The following is a 21749-nucleotide window of genomic DNA, read 5'->3' as shown; positions in this document are numbered from 1 at the left end:
TGCGCTTTAATGGGTTGAATTCTTTTTAGATCGGAACGGGTATGCATCAGGAAATCCGACTGCACGGACACATCAACGACAGCATTGAATATTTTGCCACGGTTGCGTCCCGGCAGGCCTACCGCTCCTATTTCTTTGAGAACACCTCGGAAGGTCTGCGTATCTTCTCACCGGGAAACGAGATTGTACTGGATGATAAACAGATCATCCATCAGGGCAATGGTGGCTCTTTCTGCGAGTATATGTTCGGTGTCGACCAGCCTATGGCCGACCTGGTCAAAGGCGACATCCGTAATCGCCTGGTGCTCTACGGCGCCACCAACGAAGGGGACGGCTCTCTCAAATTCACCAGCCACACCGAAGGCAGCCAGAGTTACGAGCGCGTCTTTTTTGAAGGCAATGCCGTCCACAATTATTTCTTCTTCCTCAGCGGTTCTGTCTCCGGTTCTCTGCGCGAGCAGCAGGAAAGCCTCGTGCGTCTGCTCGGCAAACTGCTCAAGCGCAGCAGCCATGTCGGCGAAGGGGATGACGCCTTTCTCGTCGACGAAATCTTTGGCCTGCTTGGCCATCGCAGTACTCTCTATCTCCTCAAGTTGATCCACAAGAAACACCGGATCTACCACGACGCCTTCAGCGATCTCTACGAGAGTTACCGCTCCATCCCAGACTCGGAGTTCGACCGTTTGCAGGCCATGGCGGCAGAACTGGGCATCGATCGCTACCAGCAGGAGCGCATCCGCATCGACGTCATGTACAAGAGCCCCGGCAACCGCCGGATCGTTGACGAATACCGCAATATCCTTATCGACTGCAATCGCAAGGGGACGATCAACACCCTGGAGAACGCCCGCCTGACCCGTCTCAAAACCCTTTCGGTCCGCAACAAGATCCCCGAGGCCCTTTTCTATACCCTCGACGGCATGCTCAAGCACGACAAGCTCGTCGACCTCAACGAACAGGACTACATCTCCGCCACCCGCCAGATTCTCGAAGGTATCTTTTTTCAGGAGCAGCAGATCGACGCCAGCATCGACACCCTGGACATGGTCAATCTGCTGCAGGCCAAAAGGAAGGCCAGCGAAAACCGCGACCATACCTTTGAACAGATTCTGCTGGAAACGGGAAAGGCCTGCGACGAAAAGACCCGCGACGGCGCCGACACCTCTCTGCTCGAAAGCTTTTCCTATATCGTCACCTACTTCGACCGCTACGACAACGCTTCGGCCAACATCAACGAGCTCTCTTTCATGGAGAACGTCACTCTGTCCGAAGCCGCCATCCGCAGTCTGCTGGGGGACAAAAAGGCCTTCGCCGAATTGAACCAGGCCCTGTTCACCGAGCTTTTCTTCAAGGGCATTCTGGACAACAAATATCTCGGACAGTTCGGCCGCAAAAAAATTCTCTGTTTGCAGGAAGGGCTGGCGGCCATCGAGGAGGGGCGCCTGACGGTGAAAGCCCTGCAGCACCGCCTGACGGACATTGCTGACCAGGAAAGCCTTTACGGCATACTGCTGGCCCACGTCAAGGAGCGCATCCGCAACTTCTATTCACGCTACAACACGCGGGCCGAGCAGGAAACGCTGCGCGGGGAAATCACGGAGGAGCTGCACAACAAGGGGCTGATCACGGATGATATCCCGGAGGATCTCTTTCACGATGTCGTCGTCAACATCAAGAAGGAAGCCATCTACCTGCACAATCTGCTGCCGGGCATCATCTCCACCCGGGATGCGGCCCTGCGGGAGGACTTTCTTGACAACAGCGGGCTGGACCGCTTCTATGTGGAAGAACTGGAGCGGGAATACTTCGAGCTGAACAATCTGGACATGGAGGACCTCTATCAGATCCGCAAGGGCCTGAACGGCTGATCGGGTAGAGCCTGCCGACGGGGGGCTCATGAACACACCGCACCTTTCCTCAATACGCAACCTCGGCATCATCTCCCATATCGACGCCGGCAAGACCACGGTGTCGGAACGCATTCTCTTCTACACCGGCGAAATCCACAAGATGGGTGAAGTTCATGAGGGCGCCGCCAGCATGGACTGGATGGATCAGGAGCAGGAGCGGGGCATCACCATCACCGCCACCAGCACCACCTGCCACTGGAAAGACCTGTGGATCAACCTCATCGACACTCCCGGCCATATCGACTTCACCATCGAAGTCGAGCGCTCCCTGCGCGCGCTCGACGGCGCCCTGGCCATCTTCAGCGCCGTCGAGGGGGTACAGCCCCAAAGCGAATCGGTGTGGCGACAGGCCAACCGCTACCACGTCCCCCGCATCTGTCTTATCAACAAGATGGACCGCATCGGCGCCGACTACCGGCAGGTGCTGGCGCAGATGGAGAAACAGCTGGCCGCCAGGACCGTGCTGCTGCAGCTCCCCCTCGGTTTTGAAGGAGAATTTCACGGGGTCATCGACATTCTGGGCGACCGTCTTTTGACCTTCTCGGAAAAGGATCAGGGGTGCACCGTCGAGGAAACGCCCGTCCCCGCCGAAATGACGGCGGAGGTGGCGGCGGCGCGGGAAAAAATCGTCGAGGCCGCGGCCGATTTCGACGACACCATTCTGGCCGATTTTCTCGATGGCCAGCCCGTCCCTGCCGAGCGCCTCACCGCGGCCCTGCGCCAGGGCACCCTGAGCGGGCGCCTGTTCCCCGTCTTTCTCGGCAGCGCCCTGCGCAACAAGGGCATCCAGCCGCTGCTCGACGCCGTGGGTCAGCTCCTCCCCTCTCCTCTTGAGGCGCCGCCGGCTTTGGCGCACCATCCTGAGAACCCCGAGGAGTCCAGCACGGTCTCCTGCGACCCCAAGGCCCCGCTCTGCGCGCTGGCCTTCAAAGTCCTCGCCGATGAGGGGCGCAAACTCACCTATCTACGGCTCTACGCAGGCACGCTGAAACCGGGTGACACCCTGTTCAACAGCAGCCGTCACAGGTCGGAGAAGGTGGCCCGCCTCTTTCGCATGCACGCCCACAAGCGCGAGCGCCTGGACAGCGCCCAGGCCGGCGACATCGTCGCAGTTACCGGCCTGAAGGACGCCCTCACCGGCGACACCCTGTGCGATCCGGCGCATCCCCTGCTGCTGGCCGGCCTCTCCATCCCCGAACCGGTTGTCTCTCTGGCAGTGGAACCTCATGGTCTGGATGACCGGGAAAAGCTCTTCCCCAGCCTGGCCAAGCTGCAATGGGAAGACCCCACTTTCCGTGTGCGTGAGGATGCCGAAACTGGGCAGACCATCCTCACCGGCATGGGGGAACTGCACCTGGAAGTGCTGTCGGAAAGGCTCAAGCGGGATTTCGGGGTGCAGGTCAAAACCGGACGCCCCCAGGTGGTCTACCGGGAAACACTGAAGAAAGTTATAGAACGGCGGGAAATTTTTGAGCGGGAAGTGGACGGCAAACTGCAACGGGGGGAGATTCTCCTGCGGCTACAGCCACTGGAACGCGGCGCCGGGCTACGTTTTACGCTGCCGGCGGAGGAAAACTGGCCCCTGCCCACGGAGCTGCGCCAACTGCTGCTGGACAGCCTGAAACAGAGCTGTGCCGCCGGTCTTCGCACGGGCTATCCCCTCACCGACCTCGAAGTCGTGGTCGTGGAAACCCCCTACATTGCCAACCTGACCACACCACTGGGCCTGCAGGCCGCCGCACAAAGAGGCCTGGCGCTGGCCGGCCGCGATGCGGGCGTCATGCTGCTGGAACCGCTTATGGCCCTCGAACTGACGGTACCTTCTGAATATGCCGGCAAGGTTTTCGGTACTCTGCAGCAGAAGCGGGGCCGCATCGAAGGCATGACCTCCCGCGGCGACGTCGAAGTGGTACAGGCCCAGGTGCCTCTGGCCGAGATGTTCGGCTACATGACCGAACTGCGCAGCGCCACCAAGGGCCGAGGCACCTTCACCATGGAGTTCTCCCGCTTCGAGGAGGCACCAGCCGAGGCTCAGCAGCGCTTCGGGCTCGGCTGACACTAGGCACTTAGAAATAACGCAGATGGAGAATAAGTCCCAGCACCGAAAAGCCGGCCAGCAGGGCCAGTGACACCAGGAATTCGTCATCCCGACGGCGGCTGCGCAGGAAATTGAAGAGAAGACCGGCCAGGCTGACCGCCAGACCAAGAATCATGAAGTAAAGAATATAGGGGGTCAGCGAGGTATCCCACCAGGAACGCAGAGGAACACCGAAGTAGCGGTCGAAAAAAGTCTCGGTCGGCGGTTTGGCCTGCGCCAGCAACAGCACCGCCGCCACCATGGCAGCCCACCCCGCCACCGCCAGCCAACGGGCCGCCCGCCATACAAGGTCACGCTTGCGGCGCCTTTCCAGCTTCCCTCCCGGCTCGTACTCTCCCATAGCTCCCCCCTTCGACCAGCAACTCACCTCAGCTCAGCCCATCTAGGCTTGCTCCAGCCACCCGGTGATATCTTTTTCAACCACGGACCAATCCCGCAAGCGCTGCTCCAGAAAGGTGGACAGCAGGCTGTCGAAGAGCTGCAGTCCTTCTTCCAGCACAGCCATGCGCTCGTAGAAGAGGGCCTCTTTTTCGCTGGCGGCATCAGTAATGGCATCCTTTTCCAGCTTGACCGCCGGCGCCTTGTAGCCGGCAAAATGAAAGAGGCCCCCCTTGAAGGTCATCTTCCAGGCGTGTTCCTGTTTTTCCATGGTGAGATTAGCTTCGATGATCTGCTTGCCGTGCTGCAGGGCGGCGCGCACCTCGCCGAAATGGTCCTGGGGGCCGGCCACAGTGATCTTCTGTAATCCCCCCTCGATGCCACCGAGGAGCACCAGACGGTCGTTGAGGGTGGCGACAAAGGATTCTCCCTCGGCCGCTATCCCAGGCTGCTTCACCTGATAGGTGGAAGGACTCTCCAGGGTCTGGTAGAGCAGCCAGAGCAGAAAGTCGCTCCCCAGCCAGGCGTTCTGCTGAATCTGCTCAAGCACGGCCTCGGTGGTGGCTCGGTTTGCCTGCTGGAGGGCGGGCTGCAGCGTTGCCGGCACGACCCGCGCCGCCCGCGCCATGGGATGCAGGGCGACTAGGCGCAGCCCTGTGAAGGTCTGTTTGAACAGGCCTTCAAAAAGCTCCGTCACCTTGGGGCTGAGGCTGGTGAAGGTGAGCAGGTTGCTGCGGGTGTCCCAGACCGCGTCGTAAACGGCCGGGATGGGCAGCGTGCGGGCCAAGAGCGCTCCGCGCACTGCCTCGCGCAGCTCTTCCTTCTTCTGTTTTCCCACCCGCTGCTGACCGGGATGGGCGCTGAGGAAGTCGTTCTGGGCCTGCTCCAGGTGGGCCCGCATGAGCGCTGCAGGCACCCGGCGCTGATCGCGTCGCAGGCTGAAGATCAGATAATGGTCACGGCGACAGACCTGCGGCAGCGAAAAATCCTGCTCTTTGGGGTCAGCGAGATGCACCCAGCCGACGGAGAGCTCTTCGCTCGTCTGCTCGATAGGGTGAAAGGCGTTGGCGGCCAGGCACTCGCCGGCCCAGGCAAAAAAATCATCCGTCGACGTCTCTCCGATGACCTGAAACTGGCAGATGCTGACGGTGTTGGACAAAATTCCCATGGGGTCTCCTTGATGCGAAAGACGGTTGACGTTCAGGCCCCTAGGGGTACACTTTTTAACCGCGGGCGGCAAGGGAAAACGCCCGGGGAGAGACCTCTTTTAAAAACTGACGGTCTCACAGAATTCTAATCGATTGCCAACAGAAATCCAACATCCCCCCCCTAAGGTTCCCTCACATTGTCAACGACACAGGAGCCTCATATGAACCTGACATCTATTCAGCCGTCCCAGCAACAGTGCCCGCACCTCGGCACTGGGCCCGCCCGTTGCCTGGCCGCCTTTAACGGCCTGCCCATCAACGGGGACCGCCGCCGCCTCTGTGAAACCGAGGACTACGATCTCTGTGGCATCTTCCTGGCCAGGATGCTGCGGCAGAGCCGCGCTTTTTGCTATACGCCCGCTGTCGACGTCAGTTCACGCTGATATCCGGCGGCAAAGCAGTTTCGACATACTATTTGTCATGAGGAAAGGAGGGGAACTTCTCAACGTTTTTCCACGTCTATTTGTCATGCCCCGCCGGGGCAGCAATCATCATCCCTATGAAACAGCATCAGGAGGAAAAAAATGAAGCGCTTTCTGACCACGGCCCTTATGGCTACGGCCATGTTCGGCATCTGCAGCAACGTCCAGGCCAAAACCCTTGAAGAGATTCTCAAGGACAAGGGTGTCATCACTGAAGAAGATTACAAAGAAGCGACCAAACATAGCGACCTGACCACCTACCAACCTGGCAAAGGCATCACGGTACAGACCGAGGACGGCCGCTACAAAGCCCAGGTTGGGGGACGCCTGCAGGCCCGCTACGAGAACCTGGACGACGACGGTGCCGAGGATACCGAGAGCAACTTCCGCATCCGCCGCATGAAGTTCTGGCTACAGGGCAATGTCTTTTCCAAAAACCTCACCTATAAGTGGCAGCAGAATTTCGGCGGTGGCGACTCGGTCCTCGAAGACGCCTATTTTACGTACAAGGTCGCCAATCCCTTCAGCCTCACTGTCGGCCAGTTCAAGCCCGCCCAGGGCCGTCAGGAACTGACTTCTTCCGGCAGCCAGCTCTTCGTCGACCGCTCCCTGGCCAACGAAACTTTCAACCTCGGCTACGACCTCGGCCTGCAGGCTTCCGGCCAGTTCATGGACAAACGCCTTGAGTACCGTCTTGGCGTCTTCAATGGCAACGGCCCCAACCAGAGTAATCCCGATGACAACCACATGTTGGTCGGCCGACTCGACATCAACCCTCTCGGCGCCTTCAAGATGGACGAGCCCTCCTTCAACGAGAAGAAGCTGCTGGTCAACATCGGCGCCTCTTTCGCCACTGAAACCATGAGCGGTAACGACATGGGTGAGATCGACGGCAGCAACGACACCCTCGACAAGGCCCTGAACATCGACGATATTAACGACCCGGCCACCTTCACCGCCACTTTTGGTGACGAGCTCGACTGGACTCTCTACACCTTGAACCTCCACGCCAAATACAGCGGCTTGACCTTCGGCAGCGAGTACTTTACCCTCAACGCCGACCCTAAAGTGGGTGCTGACTGGGATGCGGATGGCTACTACATTCAGGCCGGCTACCAGATTCTGCCCAAACAGCTTGAGGTGGCCGCCCGCTACTCGGCCATTGAGTCGACCGATGCGGCGGCTTACACCAAGTTCGACAAGAACGAAACCACCCTGGGTGTCAACTACTATTTCGACAAGCACAATCTCAAGGTGCAGGCTGATTACAGCATGATCGAAGACGATCGCAGTGTGAACAGCGATGAGAACCTGTTCCGGCTGCAGGCGCAGGTGATTTTCTAATCCATTCTGCTCTTTCGATCTTTCGAAGGGATTGGGCCGGACTCTGTAAAGGGTTCGGCCTTTTTTTTTGTTGTTGGGTTAAGACCGCCGGGACTCGCCCCGGCAGGCGACCTCCTTTTTGTTCAAGCCGACAAAAAGGAGGCAAAAAGCGGCTTTTTTTTATTTCTTTTGCGGGGTTGGTGCACCTTTTGGGTCTCGTTGCTAACTAAGAACGGCTCGACTTCGATTCAAGGAAGGGCGAAAGGCCCCGGCTCACTTCGTTCACACGGGTTAAATTGAGCCGGCCCTGCACCCTATTGCTCTGAGCTGCCAGTCACAACCGGTTTTAAAAAACCAGATCACTGCAGTGTCCTGCCTATAACAAACCGCGCCTCCAAGTTAACCCATTTGAGAAACTTGTTTCTCAATGGGGCCTTTCGCTTTCAGGTGCCACGGAGTACCCAACGTGTCAAATGAGCTGCTGCCTCCACGAAGCACCGCCACCAGGCACAAGAAATAAAAGCGTTTCTTTTGGTTCCTTTTCTTTGCGCCCAAAGAAAAGGAACCCGGCTGTCGGGCCGGAACCCGACGGTTTAAGGTTTAAAAGGTTTTCACCCTCAGCCTCCTTTTGCCAAAAAAGAACAAAAAAATACTCCACCTCATTCCAGGCAGGGCCAACACTCGGACACCGTTTAAAACAATACGAAATTAGCGCCAGCAGGCTGGTCAATCAGCCGAAATTTCCTGCCGGCGCGCCAGCAGGCGGAAAAGGGAGGGATAGATGACGCTGGCCAGCAGGGCCGTGAGGATGAGTGCCCCCTGTACTCTTGGGGAAACCAGGCCCATGCGCTCGCCCAGGGTACCGGCGACGACGATCATGGACAGGGGGGCCGAAAGGAGGATGGACATACTGAACGCCTCGCGCAGGCTGATTTGCAGGGGCTTGGCCAGCAGCAGGGGATAGAGGTTGCTGACCAGGACCATGAGAGTCAGTCCAAGGGCGATCCCCACGATTTCCAGGGAGGCGAGGTGATCGAAAGACAGGCGGGAGCCGACCCCGATAAAGAAGAAGGGAATGAGAAAACCGAAACCAAGAGCATTGATCTTTTCTTCAAAGCGTCCGCGGCTTTTGAAGACATAGCTGAACACCACCCCGAGCAGGAAGGAGCCGAGAATCGGCTCGGCCCCTGCCGCCAGGGCCAGCAGCCCGCCGGCGAAAGCGAAGGTCACCAGCACGCGGATGCCCTCCTCGACAGGGTCCTCACTCTCCATCACCTTTTCGACCCGCTCAGGATGCCACCAGGCCACCAGGTACAAACCTTTGAGAGCCAGCAGGGCGAGGGCGAAAAGGAGGGAGAGCTTGCCGATTTCCATGACCGCCCCCCAGGTGGCGCCGTGGTTGTGAAAAGCGTCGATAAGGGTCAGCACGAGGATGGAGAGCAGCTCCCCCGTCAGGGCGACGCCGATGATGTCCTGCCCCAAGGTGCTCTTGATGAGGCCAAGTTCCTTGAGAACGGGGATGGCGATGCCGGCGGAAATCATGGCAACGGCGACACCGAGAAAAAAGGGCTGTCCGACGATCCAGAACAACAGCGGAGTAATGGTGAAAGAGAGAAAAGAAATGAGCAGATACCAGCCGGTCTTGCCGCTCTTGCGGATGCGGTGCAGATCGAGCTCCATACCGGCTATGAACATGAGAAAAATAAAGCCAAGCTCTTCGAGCAGGGCGAACCATTCGGGCCGACCTGCCAGCAACAAATTGAAGAGCAGGACCCCGTAGACGATCTCCAGGGCCGCCGACGGCACGCGGAAACGCCGGGCCAGAAAAGGGATGATGGCGACACCGACCAATACCAGAAACATGGAGAAAAGGTGATCGTGCATTATCTCTCCTAGGCCAGCGCCTCGACAGGGGGGATGAGCAGGACACTCACCGGGGAGGCCAGCACGATCCGCCAGGGCACATCGGGACGGAAGAGTTCGCCCAGCAGGCTATTTTCGCGCCAGCTGCCGATGCTGCTGACCATCAGGTTGTAACGGCCGAGCGCCTCCTCGACGGAACGGATGGGGTTGCCTTCGAGGATGACATTCTTAATGCTCGCCTTGTACACCAGACCCAGATCGGCCACGGTCTTGGTCATTTCGTCGAAAACGTCGGTCTCCTGCTCGGAGGAAATATAGGGGGAAAGGGTCACGAAAAGCGCGTTGATGCGGTAGTCGATGGCCGAGGTCATCTCCAGGGTCGTCTCGAGAGCCGACTGCAGGCCGTTCGGTTCGTAGCAGGGCACCGCCACCTCGGCATAGGGGAAGGTGCCGCCGGCGATGAGCACGGGACAGCCGACCAGGGTGGAGAGCTCGCGCAGAAACTGCTTGCGGCCGTGTCCGAAGCGCCGGAAGAAGGAGCCAATCGCCGCCTGGCGCGACAGCACCACGATACCGGCGCGGCGCCCGTGTTTCTGCAGAAGCTCCTTGACGGTCTTCTCCTGCACGGGGCCGGGCACCTCTTCGATAACCATCTCGGTCAGCCGGTGTTTTTCGGCGATGGTCTGGAGGCTCTTGTCCAGCTGCTCGCTGCGACCGCCGCAGAGAAACAGGGCCCGTTCCAAAGGGTAGACGCTGGCGAGATAGGCGATTTCCTCCAGGTAGTCCGTCGAATCACCGGGGCCGATGTAGGCGACCAGGGTATCCCCGTATTCGAGAGGAAAGAGAGTGAAACGAAAGGTGAGCATGTCGGCCACGGTCTTGAGCACCTTGGGATCGCCGAGCAGAATGATGCGGTCCTTGGGGCGCAAAATGGTCTCGCCGCGGGGAATAACGATATTCCCCTCGCGATAGATAATGCCGATGCGCCAGCTTTTGGGATTGAGCGACGAAAGGGGTTTGTTGGCCAGACGGGAGTAGGGATGTACCTCGACTTCGAGGATTTCGTTCTTGCCGAGGCCGATGCCCGTTACCGTCTTGGTCTTGGCCTCGAGGCGGTTGCGCAGACCAATGGCGCTGACAGCGAAGAGCCCTTCGACCTCCACGTCATAGGCTTCCAGCTGCTCGATCCCCTTCTGGGTGATGCCGATGGCCACCACCCGGGGAACGTCGAAGTGCTCGTAGAGGACGCGGGCCACCTCGATATTGATCGCTTCTGAGGTGGTGGTGACCACCACCATATCCGCTTCAGCGGCGCCGGCATCGGCCAGCACCAGGCGGCTGGTGGCATCGCCGACCAGAGTGACCAGACTGTCGCCCTTGAGTTGCCGAGCCGCCTCCAGAATGTCGGGGCGGGTATCGATGCACGTCAGTTGAAAGTCCTTCGAAAGCAGGCGCAGAAGCTGAAAGCCCACGCTGCCCAGACCGATGATGATAGTTCTGCCGGACGCCATATCGCCTATCCTCGTGGATGCGGGAAATCGTCATCCCCGTCCGGGCATGAGCTCGGCGGGATTCATGAAAAAGGACTGTCAGTTTAATGTCTATCCTTTAACAAGGCAAGACTCATCTGACAGGCTCATCTGACAAAAATCGAAGGAAATCCACCTTTTGACAAAGGCCCCGGCCTGCGCGTATAGTGCCTGAGTACATTACCTACATACGAAGGACACAACACCCATGAATACGGCACCCAACCTCTCGCCCCAGGTCCGCGACCTGACTGCAAAGATCTGCGGCTACGGCAAGGAAAACCTCGAAGACATCCTGCACGTCATGATGGAGGCCATCGGTCTCATCGCGCCACACCACCGCTATCGCATCTATCTGGAGGACCTGACCAGCGGCAGCCTCAAATGTGCCGCCGCCAACGGCATCCACGCCCGCAGCATTCGCCGGCAGGGCTTCCCCATCAACTCCGAGGAATTGCTGGTCAGCCGGGTCTATTCTACCCAGGAAGCCGCCTGGGTCAGCGACGTGGCGACCCTGGAAAACTCTTTCGCCCTCGAACTGGCGGAACGTTTTGGTGTGCAGTCCTCCTATCATCTCCCCCTCGTTCACCAGGGACGGGCCGTGGGCGTCCTCTGTATCGACAGCAGCCGCAAGGGGCAACTGCCATCGGACGAACAACAGGAGGGACTGAAGACCTTTCTGCTGCAGGTCGTCCCCGTGATCGACCAGGCCCGCAAATATCATCAGCAGATCGTACTGGCCCGGCGGGTGGACGAGGCGAAAAAGAAGGAGGCGGCCTTCGCCATGGTGAAATCGGCCGTCGAACTGCTCGACCGCCTCGCCCTCGCCTCGGTCCTCGTCCCCTCCCAGCTGGCCCCCGACGCCGGTGAAGAGGGCCTGCAGGTGCTGGCGACCTTTTCCAAGGAGAAGGATGTCAAACGCATTTACGAAGACGACAAGCTCATCAGCCTGGCGCCGGGCAAGTCCCTGCTCTCTCAGTATATCAACAGCGCCGGCATTATCATCGACGACACCCTGCTCAAGCCCCTCTTCCTGCCCAGCCTGCCCACCGAGTCCCTGCAGAAGCGTTACCTCACCGAGGAACTGGGGCTGAAATCCCTCTACGTCGTCCCCCGCTACGACCCCTACACCCGCCGCGTCATCTGCCTGGTCAACTACTACACCAAGGAGGACTACCGTTTTAGCGAATTCGAGACGGGCCTGCTCGAAGCCCATGCCGAGATGGCGGAACGGGTCATTCAGGAGATCGGCGACGAGCACATGGAGGTCAAGGTCCTCTCGGAGATCAACGACCTGCTCAAGGAAAAGTTCGAAGGGCTACAGCCTTTCCTCAACCGCATCCTCTCCATGGCCACGGAGCTCATCGGGGCCTCCACCGGCAGCATCGCCCTGGTGCGGGAGGAGGGCGGCGAACGCTGGCTGGTGGTGGAAGAACCCGACGGCCGCCTCATCGGCGCCAAGAGCAAGGAGTGGCTCAAGAAGAACATACCCCCCATTCGCGTCGGCAGCACCAACCTGCCGCCGGGGGAGCGCAGCCTGACCGGCCATGTGGCCTACACGGGCCGCCCCTACCTGGTTTCGGACACGGCCGAGGAAAAACTGGCCGGCGGCTTCTACCGGGAGATCACCGAGGCCATCAAGAGCGAGCTGGCCGTCCCCGTCATCAGCGACGGCGAGGTCATCGCCGTTATCTGTCTCGACAGCCTGCGCCCCTACTTCTTTACCGAGGAACACAAGCGCCTGCTGCTTATCATCGAGCGCATGATCAGCCGCTACCTGTCCGACCTGCAGCGCATCGAAAAACTGACCACCGAGGTCAACCGTCTGCGCACCGACGTCGGCTACAAGGACCCCAAAATCTCTTCCTACAAGCTGGGGAACATCATCGGCAACTCGACCAAGGCCAACGAGGTGGTCGACTTCATCCAGCGCATCACGCCGCCCATCTTCAACCGCATCGCCTACTGGCACCAGCGCGACATCCAGGAGGCCACCCTGGGACTCCCTTCCATCCTCATCACCGGCTCCACCGGCAGCGGCAAGGAGTTCCTCTTTAACAACATCTTCTCCCGCCTCAACGAGATGTACCGGGAGAAGCTGGCGCCGCAGGGAGAGCTGCCGGTGAAGAAGACCAACATTGCCGCCTACAGCGGCGAGCTGACCTACTCGGAACTTTTCGGCCATAAACGGGGTGCCTTCACCGGTGCCCACGCTGACCGCAAGGGGATTCTGGAGGAAGCCCACGGCGGCGTGGTCTTTCTGGACGAGATCGGCGATGCCGACCCCAAGACCCAGGTACAGCTGCTGCGTTTTCTCGACAACGGCGGCTTCGTGCGCCTGGGCGAAAACACTACCCGCTACGCCCGTGTCCTGCTTATCGCCGCCACCAACAAAAACCTGCGTCAGCTTATCCGCGAAGGCCATTTCCGCGAGGATCTCTACCACCGCCTCACCGAATTGACCATCGAGGTGCCTTCCCTCAACCAGCGCCACGAGGACATCCCCGACCTGGCCACCCACTTCCTCGGCAAGCTTTTCCGCGTCTACAAAAAGCCCGAGGAGACAGAGGACGATGCCCCTACCCTGACCCGCAGCGCCCAGGGCCTGCTGGTGCAGCATCACTACACCGGCAACATCCGTGAGCTGCGCAGCATCCTGCTGCGGGCTCTCTTCTTTCGCAAGGGGCATGTCATCAACGACGAGGATATCCGTAGGGTGCTGAGTTCGATGGAGGCCCAGGAGAGAGAGGATGTGGCGGAGAAACTGACGGAGCAGATGGCGCAGGAGATTCTGGAAGGAATCACCCGCGGGGAGCGGGATTTCTGGAGCGCGGTGCACATCCCCTTCTCGGAGAACCGTATCTCCCGGGATGTGGTGGCCGCAGTGGTCGACCTCGCCCGCGCCCAGGGCGGCACCACCATGCCGAAGCTGGCCGCCATGCTCAAAGCCTGTGACGTCAAGAACGGCACAGACGAGGATCAGAAAGTTTTTTACAAGTTCAAGAACTTCCTCTACAAAACCATTCGTATCGCCTGAGGCGGCTTCAGCCGCGGCGGTAACGGCTGAGCATTTTCTCCACCGCCTTGCGGTCGCGGGCGCGATAAGGGCCGACCACGGCCAGCTTGAGAGCGCCGGGGGTGAAAAAGGCGGCGGCCGATTCCATGAGCTCGGCGGCCTGCACCGACTGCATCTCGCGGCGATCTTCAGCCAGGGTGCGCACACAGCCGACCAGCTCCCCCCAGCCATAGCGCGTGGCCAGATCGTCGGTGTGGTCGCGGCTGAAGTCGAGGGCAAAGAGATAGCTCTGCACCACCCGCCGCAGCTCCTCCTCACCGACAGGCACCTGGCACAACTCCTCGAAAATCAGCAAAAGCTCCTCTACGGCAGCCGTCAGGTTGTCGGGGGCCACGGCCAGGTCGACGGTGAGGCAGCCGCAGTCGTCGAGCAGGGTCAGGTTGGCCTCGACGTTGTAGGTCAGTCCCTTCATCTCCCGCAGGCGCAGCATCAGGCGGGAAGCACCCCCCCAGGAGAGGACGGCCCGCAACACCCGTAGCGAAGCGACTTCACGGGCATGGCGGCCGGGCAGACGAAAAGCCAGCTGCAGGTTGATCTGCGAGTCGGAATCCTTGATCCAGATCGATACGGGCTGGTTCTCCTCGGCTGCTGTTGAGACCGGCAGGCAGGGCAGAAGGTCGGCGGCCTTCCAGCCGGCAAACGCTTCGTCCACCGCCGCCAACACGCTGGCATGCCGCACCCTGCCGGCGACGGCAATAACCGTGTTGCCGGGATGGTAATAACGACGGTGGTAGGCGCGCAGATCCGCCGGCGTGATGGCACTGATGGTGTCGCGACAGCCGATTGTCGGGCGGCTGAGGGGATGGCCGGGCCAAAGCAGCTGCGCTGTCAGGTTGTCCGGAGCGATCATCTCCCCGCGCTCGTTGAGATCCTCCAGGGCCTCTTCCAGAATGATGCGCCGCTCCACCTCCACGTCGGTGAGGCGGGGCCGCAGCAGCATGGAGGCGAAGAGGCTGGCCCCTGCGGCAATACAATCGGGATGCAGTCGGGAATGGTAGCAGGTCCCCTCCGTGTCGGTGGAGGCATTGACAGCGCCACCAATGGCTTCAAAGGCCTGCTCCAGCTGGAGGCTGGTAGGATACTCCGCCGTCCCCCGGAAGATCATGTGCTCCAGAAAGTGGGAGATGCCGGCCAGATGCTCCTCTTCATTGCGGCTGCCGACGCCGACGTAGCACATCATTTCGGCGCTGTGCAGATGGGGCATCTCCACCGTCACGACCCGCAGGCCGTTGGCCAGGGTGCTCACATGGTATTCGGAGCTGGCGGCCTGGTTCTTTACATTGACCATGAGTTACTCTGCAATCCTTCCTTGACGAAGCAAGTCGTTTCATCTTTCCAGACCGATGAGTCAGGAAAAAAGGGCAGCCCCGTCCGGAGCTGCCCGCTAACCGTCGGTCACGTCCTTAAGCCAGCCCCTACAAGAGACGAGCGGCCTCCTTGGCATGGTAGGTGATGATGAGATCGGCACCGGCCCGCTTCATGCCGAGCAGGGTTTCGAGAATGATACGCTCCTCGTCGACCCAGCCCATTTTGGCGGCGGCTTTGATCATGGAGTACTCCCCGGAGACGTTGTAGGCCACCAGGGGCAGGTCGAAGCGCTCTTTGAGATCGCGCAGTATATCGAGATAGGCCAGCGCCGGCTTGACCATGAGAAAATCGGCGCATTCCTGGACGTCAAGGGTCGCCTCGCGGAAGGCTTCCAGCCGGTTGGCCGGATCCATCTGATAACTGCGACGATCGCCGAACTGGGGGGTCGACTCGGCCGCGTCCCGGAAAGGGCCGTAGTAAGCACTGGCATACTTGACGGCGTAACTCATTACGGGGAGGTGGGCAAAACCGTTGGCGTCCAGGATGGCGCGGATCGCGGCGATGCGGCCGTCCATCATATCCGAAGGGGCGACGATGTCGGCGCCGGCCCGGGCATGGGAGAGAGCCTCGGCGGCCAGCAGCTCCAGGGTCTCGTCGTTGTCCACATCGCCGTCCTTGATGACGCCGCAGTGGCCGTGATCGGTGTATTCGCACAGGCACACGTCGGTGATGACGGTGAGCTCCGGCACAGCGCTCTTGATGGCGCGGATGGTTTCCTGGATGATGCCCTTCTCGGCATAGGCGTCCTGCCCCAGGGCATCCTTGTGTTCAGGGATGCCGAAGAGGATAACAGCCGGAATACCGAGCTCATGGACTTCGCGCGCCTCGGCGACGATGTGTTCGATGGACTGCTGATAGATGCCCGGCATGGAGGGAATCTCTTTTTTGATCCCTTTACCGAAAGCGCTGAACATGGGATAGATCAGGTCGTCGACGCGCAGATGCGTCTCTCGCACCATCCGGCGCAGATTGGCGTTGCGGCGCAGGCGGCGGGCACGATATTCGGGGAAAAACATGGAAACCTCCCTTGCTGTGGTTCCGATTGAAAAAGACACCAAATCCCGTCAGGCGGGGTTCACGATGGGTGGTAATAAGCGATCATAGCTGCCACCATCCCCTCCAGGGTGTAATCCTGTGGCTCGACCTGTACGTTCAGGCCGTGGCGACGGACGGTGGCCGAGGTCAGCGGACCGATGGAGACGATGGTGACGTCCTTCATGAGCTCGGCAGCATCGGATCCAAGCAAAGCCAGGTAGTTCTCCACTGTCGACGACGAGGTGAAGGTGACGGCATCGACCTCTTTCGCCTGCAGCAGATGGCGCATGGTCTCGGCGGCCCCAGCCGGGGCCAGGGTGCGGTAGGCCACGGGGGACACCACCTCGGCGCCGATCGCGGCCAGCTCGCGGGGGAGCACATCCCGGGCCTTTTCGGCGCGGGGGTAGAGAACGCGCTTTCCCGCCATGTCTTCGCACCTCAGCAGGTCAACTACCGCTTCGGCCCGGTACTCGCTTGGCACCAGGTCGGGCCGAATGCCGGCGGCTTCGATGGCGGCCGCCGTCTTGGGACCGACAGCAACCACCTTGACGCCGGCCAGGGCGCGCAGGTCGAGACCCTGCTGACGCAGACGACCGAAAAAGATATCGACGCCGTTGGCCGAAGTCAGCACCAGATAATCGGTAGCAGGCAGCGCCGCAATGGCCGCATCCACCTCCTGCCAACTCTCCGGGGGGACGATCTCGATGACGGGACAGCCGATGGGCAATGCCCCCTGCTCTTCGAGCAGTTGGTTGAAGGAGCCGGCCTGCTCAGCCGTGCGGGTAACAACGATCCGCCGTCCGAAAAGGGGACGGTTTTCAAACCACTGCAGCTGTTCACGCATACGGACCACCTCGCCGACAATGATCACCGCCGGGGGCTTGAGCCCCGTCGCCTGCACCTGCGCCACGATGTCCTGCAGGGTTCCCGTGAGCGTCTGCTGGCGCGGCGTGGTGGCCCAGCGGACAATGGCGACGGGCGTCGAGGCGGGACGGCCATGGGCCATGAGTTCCCGCACGATGAGGGGAAGATTGGCCATCCCCATGTAAAAGACCAGGGTACCGACCCCGGTGGCCAGCTTTGACCAGTCGAGGCTGGACATCTTCTTGTCCGGATCCTCATGACCGGTGACCAGGGCCAGGCTGGTGGTAAAATCCCGGTGGGTCAAGGGGATGCCGGCATAGGCGGCGGCGGCAAAACCAGCCGTCACGCCGGGGACAATCTCAAAGGGAATCCCGCACCCGTGCAGGTGCAACGCCTCTTCACCCCCACGGCCGAACACATAGGGGTCTCCCCCCTTGAGACGGGCCACCGTCTTGCCTTCGCGGGCCTTGGCCTCCAGCAGGGCGTTGATCTCCTCCTGCGGTGCCTGGTGCCGGCCACGACTTTTGCCAACAAAATGGCGCTCCGCCTGGTCCGGTGCCTCGCTGAGAAACTCGGGATTGGCCAGGTAGTCGTAGACCACCACGTCAGCCCGCCGCAGACATTCCAGGCCCCGCACGGTAATCAGTCCGCGGTCGCCGGGACCAGCGCCGATGAGATAGACGATACCGGGCTTCACCGGGACATCCCCTCGCAAACAGGCAGGGGCGCAGCATGCTGCGCCCCTGGAAGACTTCTCGGAAAAAAGAGTTCAGACATCTTCCCGATTGACATTGAACGTCTCGTGGTTATAGACCTCGTTGAGAATTTTGTCGGCCCCCTGCAGCAGGAGGTCGTCGGCAACGGAAATGCCAATCTTCTCGGCATCGTCCACGGCGCAGGTGACGGTCTTTTTGAGAAACTTGCAACCGTCGACGCTGGAGACCAGGCCGGTGAAGGTCAGGGTGTCGCCATTCACCTCGCCATAGGCGGCGATGGGGACCTGGCAACCTCCTTCAAGGCGGCGCAGCAGGGCACGTTCGGCAATGACCGCGGCGGCTGTCTCCGGATGATTGAAGAAATCAATCATCTCATTGGTCTCCGCATCGTCGAGGCGGCTTTCCAGTCCCAGCGCTCCCTGACCGATGGCCGGCACGGAAACGGACGTGGGCAGGTATTCGCTGATCTGGGCCGAGAAACCGAGGCGGTGCATGCCGGCAGCGGCCAGGATAACCGCGTGCAGGTCATCGTCCGTCAGCTTGCGGATGCGCGTCTCCACGTTGCCGCGAATATCGACCATCTGAAAGTCGGGGCGCAGGTGAAGCAGCTGCGCCTTGCGCCGCAGCGACGAGGTGCCTATGCGGGCGCCCTGGGGCAGGTCGCGGAAGGAGCAGCAGCCCGCCTGAATAACGCAGATGTCCCGAGGATCTTCCCGCTTGGTGATGCAGCGCAGGGCAAGGCCCTCGGGAAAGATCGTTGGCACATCTTTCATGGAGTGAACGGCGATATCGATTTCGCCGCGCAGCATGGCTTCCTCGATCTCCTTGACGAACAGGCCCTTGCCCCCAACCATGGCCAGGGGAACGTCGAGAATCTTGTCGCCCTGAGTTTTGATCTTGGTCAGGGTAACTTCGAGGCCGGGGTGGCGTTTTTCCAGCTCCGCCTTGACCCAGTTTGCCTGCCACAGGGCCAGCTGGCTGGCGCGGGTTCCGATACGAAGTACTTTTTTGGCCATACGCTTCAGTCTCCTTGGCCGGGGGATTGCGTCCACCCGGGGCAGCCGGAAGACCGCTGCCGGATAAAAGGTTAAGTCTTAATCGTCTTTGGACTGGCTGTCGAGCTGCAGCATCTCCCCTTCGGGGTTGGGACACTCCAGGCCGAAAAGGGTTCTTACGGCATCCACATAGCTGTCGCCTTCACTATTCTGGGTATTTTTCAGCACGGCGGTCGGCTGGTGCAGCACCTTGTTGATGATGGCTCCCGTAAGGGCTTCGATGGCCTTGCGTTCCTCAGTGCCCAGATGCTTCAGGCTGGCAAACGTCTTCTCCATCTCTTTCTGACGGATCTCTTCCATCTTTCGCCGCAGGGAGACGATGGTCGGCACCACATCGAGGCAGGAGAGCCATTGGAAGAACTGCCCGATTTCCTCATGGATGATCGCTTCGGCTTTTTTGGCCTCCTTGTGCCGTTCCTTCAGGTTGGCCTGTACGACCCCCTGCAGGTCATCCACATCATAAAGATAGATGTTGTCGATATCGTTGACGCGTGGATCGATGTCCCTTGGCACGGCGATGTCGATGAGGAACATCGGCTTGTTTTTGCGCAGACGGATGACCTCTTCCACCTGTTTGTGGCTCAGAATGAAGTCGGGTGCCCCCGTGGAGGTGAGAATAATATCGACCTGGTGCAAGTGATGGGGAAATTCGCTGAAGGCTATGGCGCGGCCGTTGAATTCCTGTGCCAGTTTTTCGGCACGCTCCAGGGTGCGGTTGGTCACCATGACAGAGGTCACCCCATTATTGACAAAATGGCGGGCGGCCAATTCGCACATCTCGCCGGCACCGATAATCAGCACGGCCTTGTCGTTGAGAGAGCTGAAAATCTTGCGGGCCAGTTCCACGGCGGCAAAGGAGACGGAGACAGCATTGCTGGCGATATTGGTCTCGGTGCGCACCCGCTTGGCCACGGAGAAAGCCTTGTGCAAAAAGCGGTTGAGAATAAGACCGGCGGTCTTGAATTCGGAGGCATAACCATAGGCCGTCTTGATCTGGCCAAGGATCTGGGGTTCGCCGATAACCATGGAATCGAGACTGGCGGCGACCCGAAAGACGTGACGGATGGCCTCTTCTCCTTGATAGTCGTAGAGATGAGCTTCCAGTTCCTCCAGCGACAGGCGGTGGAATTCGGCCAGAAAGCGCTTGAGCTGGGCAATACCGGCATCGACATCCCGACTGGTGGCGTAAAGCTCGACCCGGTTGCAGGTAGAGACGATGACCCCTTCATTGATTCCCGGCAGGGCCAGCATGGCACGCAAAGGCACCTCCATGGCCGTGGGCGCGAAAGCGACCTTCTCACGGATTTCAACCGGGGCTGTTTTATGACTGAGTCCGACAACGAGGATATTCATGTCGTATTCCGGTTCGCCCTGAGGCTACCGGCCCTCCATAGCTTTGAAACTGTGCAGGTCCGACAGGAAAAGGTTGACGCCGAGGAACATGAACAGCAGGCACAAAAAGCCGATAATGGCGAAGATGGCCGCCCGGCGCCCCCGCCAGCCCACAGTCAATCGACCATGCAGAAGGGCGGCGTACAGGAACCAGGTGATCAGAGCCCAGGTTTCCTTGGGATCCCAGCTCCAGTAGGTGCCCCAGGCCGACTCGGCCCACATGGCCCCGGAAATGATTCCCATGGTCATCAGGGGGAATCCAAAGGTCAGACACTTGTAGTTGATGGTGTCGAGCGTACCCAGGGAAGGAAGCCTGAAGTAAAGGCTGGAAAACTTTTTGCTCTTGAGCATGCGCTCCTGCAGCAGATACATGATACCGGCCATGAAGGCAACGGCAAAGACGGCGTTCCCCAGAAAAGCCAGGGTGACGTGCACCGGAAACCACCAGCTGTCGAGCATGGGGTTCAATTCCTTGACGGCTTTGGGAACCACGCCGCCGACGATCATCAGCACCAAGGCGAGCGGGCAGACGAAAGCCGCCAGCACCGTCAGACGATAGCGCAGATCGAAAAGGAGAAAGATACCGACGATGGACAAGGCAAAGAAGGAAAGGGACTCATGGAGATTGGCCACGGGCGTGTAGCCAGCCTCCACGTAGCGGGCCACCAGGGCCGCGCAGTGAATGGCGAAACCCCCGAAAAGAACCCAGCGGGCCACCCTGCCGATGCTTTCCTTGCGCCCGATGACATCGATAAAAAACAGGATGGTGGCCACCAGGTAAAACAGCAGGGCTATTTTATAGAGCAGAACATTGGCGCTCATGACTTTCCTTTCGGCAACGTGATGCCCAGTTCGGCTAAGGAAAATCCTCTACCGAGGACCGATTCCAGCAGCCTGTCAACCGCTTCCGGCGCACCTGTGGCAATGAGAGCAGGCAGCCCTCCCTCAACCAGCCGGTGCAAAACTTCTTGATGGTACTTGTCTCTTCCCTCGACTGTCAATTGCTTTCCCCGCAAGGCCGCGGCAACATCAAGCAGCAGGCTCCACTCAGGCCCAAAGGTTTCCTCCAGGCGCTGTCGAACGACTGCCGCCAGCGCCGGACTCCTGCCGTTCGTGGCGGCACAGAGGGTCAAATCGCCACGCCGCACCACGGCAGGCATCGTGAAATCCCCATCTTCCGGGACGTCGGCCACATTGATTAAAACCCCACAACTTCTTGCTTCTTCTACAATTTCAGCATTAACATGCCGAACATTCGTAGCTGCTACTGCAAGATACGCGCCTTCCAGATCGCCCTTGAGGTAAGGCCGTCGGGTCCACTCGATGGCTCCCGGCAGCTGCTCCCCCGTCGGGACTTCAGGCGCGATCAGGCGCACGCGGGCGCCTGCCTGGACCAGGGCCTCTCCTTTGCGCAGGGCCACAGGCCCACCACCGAAGACAACGCAATAACGACCGACAAGCTGAAGGAGAACGGGGAAGTCAGGCAACAAGCCTCCTCGGCACGGACAAAGT

At 60.0% G+C, this 21749-nt stretch carries 17 protein-coding genes; 5 read left to right on the top strand and 12 right to left on the bottom strand.

What is annotated here, in order from left to right:
• Positions 1-41: 41 nt before the first annotated feature.
• Both AOP6_RS01535 and fusA read left to right on the top strand, forming a co-directional pair.
• Entirely contained in the window at positions 42-1868 is a 1827-nt protein-coding gene (locus tag AOP6_RS01535; RefSeq protein ID WP_155874883.1) for a TIGR04442 family protein, read from the top strand.
• A 28-nt stretch (positions 1869-1896) separates the two neighbouring features.
• Positions 1897-3966 (top strand): elongation factor G, encoded by a 2070-nt coding sequence (gene fusA / locus AOP6_RS01530; protein WP_155874882.1) that lies wholly within the window; start codon positions 1897-1899, stop codon positions 3964-3966.
• A 10-nt stretch (positions 3967-3976) separates the two neighbouring features.
• On the opposite strand, the gene AOP6_RS01525 is transcribed toward fusA, so the two are convergent.
• Both AOP6_RS01525 and rdgC read right to left on the bottom strand, forming a co-directional pair.
• Positions 3977-4348, bottom strand: coding sequence for a hypothetical protein (locus tag AOP6_RS01525; RefSeq protein WP_155874881.1), 372 nt, complete (start codon positions 4346-4348; stop codon positions 3977-3979).
• Between the two features lie 42 nt (positions 4349-4390).
• Positions 4391-5554 carry a recombination-associated protein RdgC gene (rdgC, locus tag AOP6_RS01520; protein ID WP_155874880.1) on the bottom strand — a complete coding sequence of 388 codons (1164 nt, stop codon included), beginning with the start codon at positions 5552-5554 and terminating at the stop codon, positions 4391-4393.
• A gap of 201 nt (positions 5555-5755) precedes the next feature.
• Here rdgC and AOP6_RS01515 point away from each other — a divergent pair, with 201 nt between their 5' ends.
• Together AOP6_RS01515 and AOP6_RS01510 are read left to right on the top strand one after the other, a co-directional pair.
• On the top strand, positions 5756-5977 hold the full coding sequence (locus AOP6_RS01515; protein WP_155874879.1) for a hypothetical protein: 222 nt from the start codon (positions 5756-5758) through the stop codon (positions 5975-5977).
• 141 nt (positions 5978-6118) lie between these two features.
• Positions 6119-7360 (top strand): porin, encoded by a 1242-nt coding sequence (locus AOP6_RS01510; protein ID WP_155874878.1) that lies wholly within the window; start codon positions 6119-6121, stop codon positions 7358-7360.
• A gap of 448 nt (positions 7361-7808) precedes the next feature.
• Here AOP6_RS01510 and AOP6_RS01505 read toward each other — a convergent pair whose 3' ends face one another.
• Genes AOP6_RS01505 through AOP6_RS01495 form a run of 3 tightly spaced genes read right to left on the bottom strand, consistent with a single transcriptional unit; the run spans position 7809 to position 10713 of the window.
• Entirely contained in the window at positions 7809-8069 is a 261-nt protein-coding gene (locus AOP6_RS01505; RefSeq protein WP_155874877.1) for a hypothetical protein, read from the bottom strand.
• Positions 8066-9223 carry a cation:proton antiporter gene (locus AOP6_RS01500; protein ID WP_155874876.1) on the bottom strand — a complete coding sequence of 386 codons (1158 nt, stop codon included), beginning with the start codon at positions 9221-9223 and terminating at the stop codon, positions 8066-8068. The genes AOP6_RS01505 and AOP6_RS01500 overlap by 4 nt, the downstream gene beginning before the upstream one ends.
• An 8-nt stretch (positions 9224-9231) precedes the next feature.
• A complete protein-coding gene (locus AOP6_RS01495) occupies positions 9232-10713 on the bottom strand; it encodes an NAD-binding protein (protein WP_155874875.1) in 1482 nt (493 codons plus the stop codon).
• Positions 10714-10939: 226 nt separating this feature from the next.
• On the opposite strand from AOP6_RS01495, the gene AOP6_RS01490 reads away from it, so the two are divergent.
• Positions 10940-13768, top strand: a complete 2829-nt coding sequence (locus AOP6_RS01490) for a GPMC system transcriptional regulator (protein ID WP_155874874.1) — start codon at positions 10940-10942, stop codon at positions 13766-13768.
• A gap of 7 nt (positions 13769-13775) precedes the next feature.
• On the opposite strand, the gene AOP6_RS01485 is transcribed toward AOP6_RS01490, so the two are convergent.
• The 7 genes from AOP6_RS01485 to AOP6_RS01455 form a co-directional block, all read right to left on the bottom strand.
• Positions 13776-15095 carry a pitrilysin family protein gene (locus AOP6_RS01485; protein WP_155874873.1) on the bottom strand — a complete coding sequence of 440 codons (1320 nt, stop codon included), beginning with the start codon at positions 15093-15095 and terminating at the stop codon, positions 13776-13778.
• A gap of 127 nt (positions 15096-15222) precedes the next feature.
• Positions 15223-16191 (bottom strand): porphobilinogen synthase, encoded by a 969-nt coding sequence (hemB, locus tag AOP6_RS01480; RefSeq protein WP_155874872.1) that lies wholly within the window; start codon positions 16189-16191, stop codon positions 15223-15225.
• Between the two features lie 59 nt (positions 16192-16250).
• A complete protein-coding gene (gene cobA / locus AOP6_RS01475; protein WP_155874871.1) occupies positions 16251-17771 on the bottom strand; it encodes a uroporphyrinogen-III C-methyltransferase in 1521 nt (506 codons plus the stop codon).
• Between the two features lie 72 nt (positions 17772-17843).
• On the bottom strand, positions 17844-18806 hold the full coding sequence (gene hemC, locus AOP6_RS01470; RefSeq protein WP_155874870.1) for a hydroxymethylbilane synthase: 963 nt from the start codon (positions 18804-18806) through the stop codon (positions 17844-17846).
• A gap of 78 nt (positions 18807-18884) precedes the next feature.
• Positions 18885-20198: a glutamyl-tRNA reductase gene (gene hemA, locus AOP6_RS01465; protein ID WP_155874869.1), complete on the bottom strand. Its 1314-nt coding sequence runs from the start codon at positions 20196-20198 to the stop codon at positions 18885-18887.
• 24 nt (positions 20199-20222) lie between these two features.
• Positions 20223-21059, bottom strand: coding sequence for a c-type cytochrome biogenesis protein CcsB (gene ccsB / locus AOP6_RS01460; RefSeq protein ID WP_155874868.1), 837 nt, complete (start codon positions 21057-21059; stop codon positions 20223-20225).
• A complete protein-coding gene (locus AOP6_RS01455) occupies positions 21056-21724 on the bottom strand; it encodes a bifunctional precorrin-2 dehydrogenase/sirohydrochlorin ferrochelatase (protein WP_213194705.1) in 669 nt (222 codons plus the stop codon). The genes ccsB and AOP6_RS01455 overlap by 4 nt, the downstream gene beginning before the upstream one ends.
• Between the last annotated feature and the right edge of the window lie 25 nt (positions 21725-21749).

Origin of the sequence: Desulfuromonas sp. AOP6 (assembly GCF_009731355.2) — a bacterium.
Lineage (GTDB): Bacteria > Desulfobacterota > Desulfuromonadia > Desulfuromonadales > SZUA-540 > SZUA-540.
The sequence above is the reverse complement of the archived record's forward strand: the minus strand, read 5'-3'. Positions and strand labels throughout refer to the sequence as shown.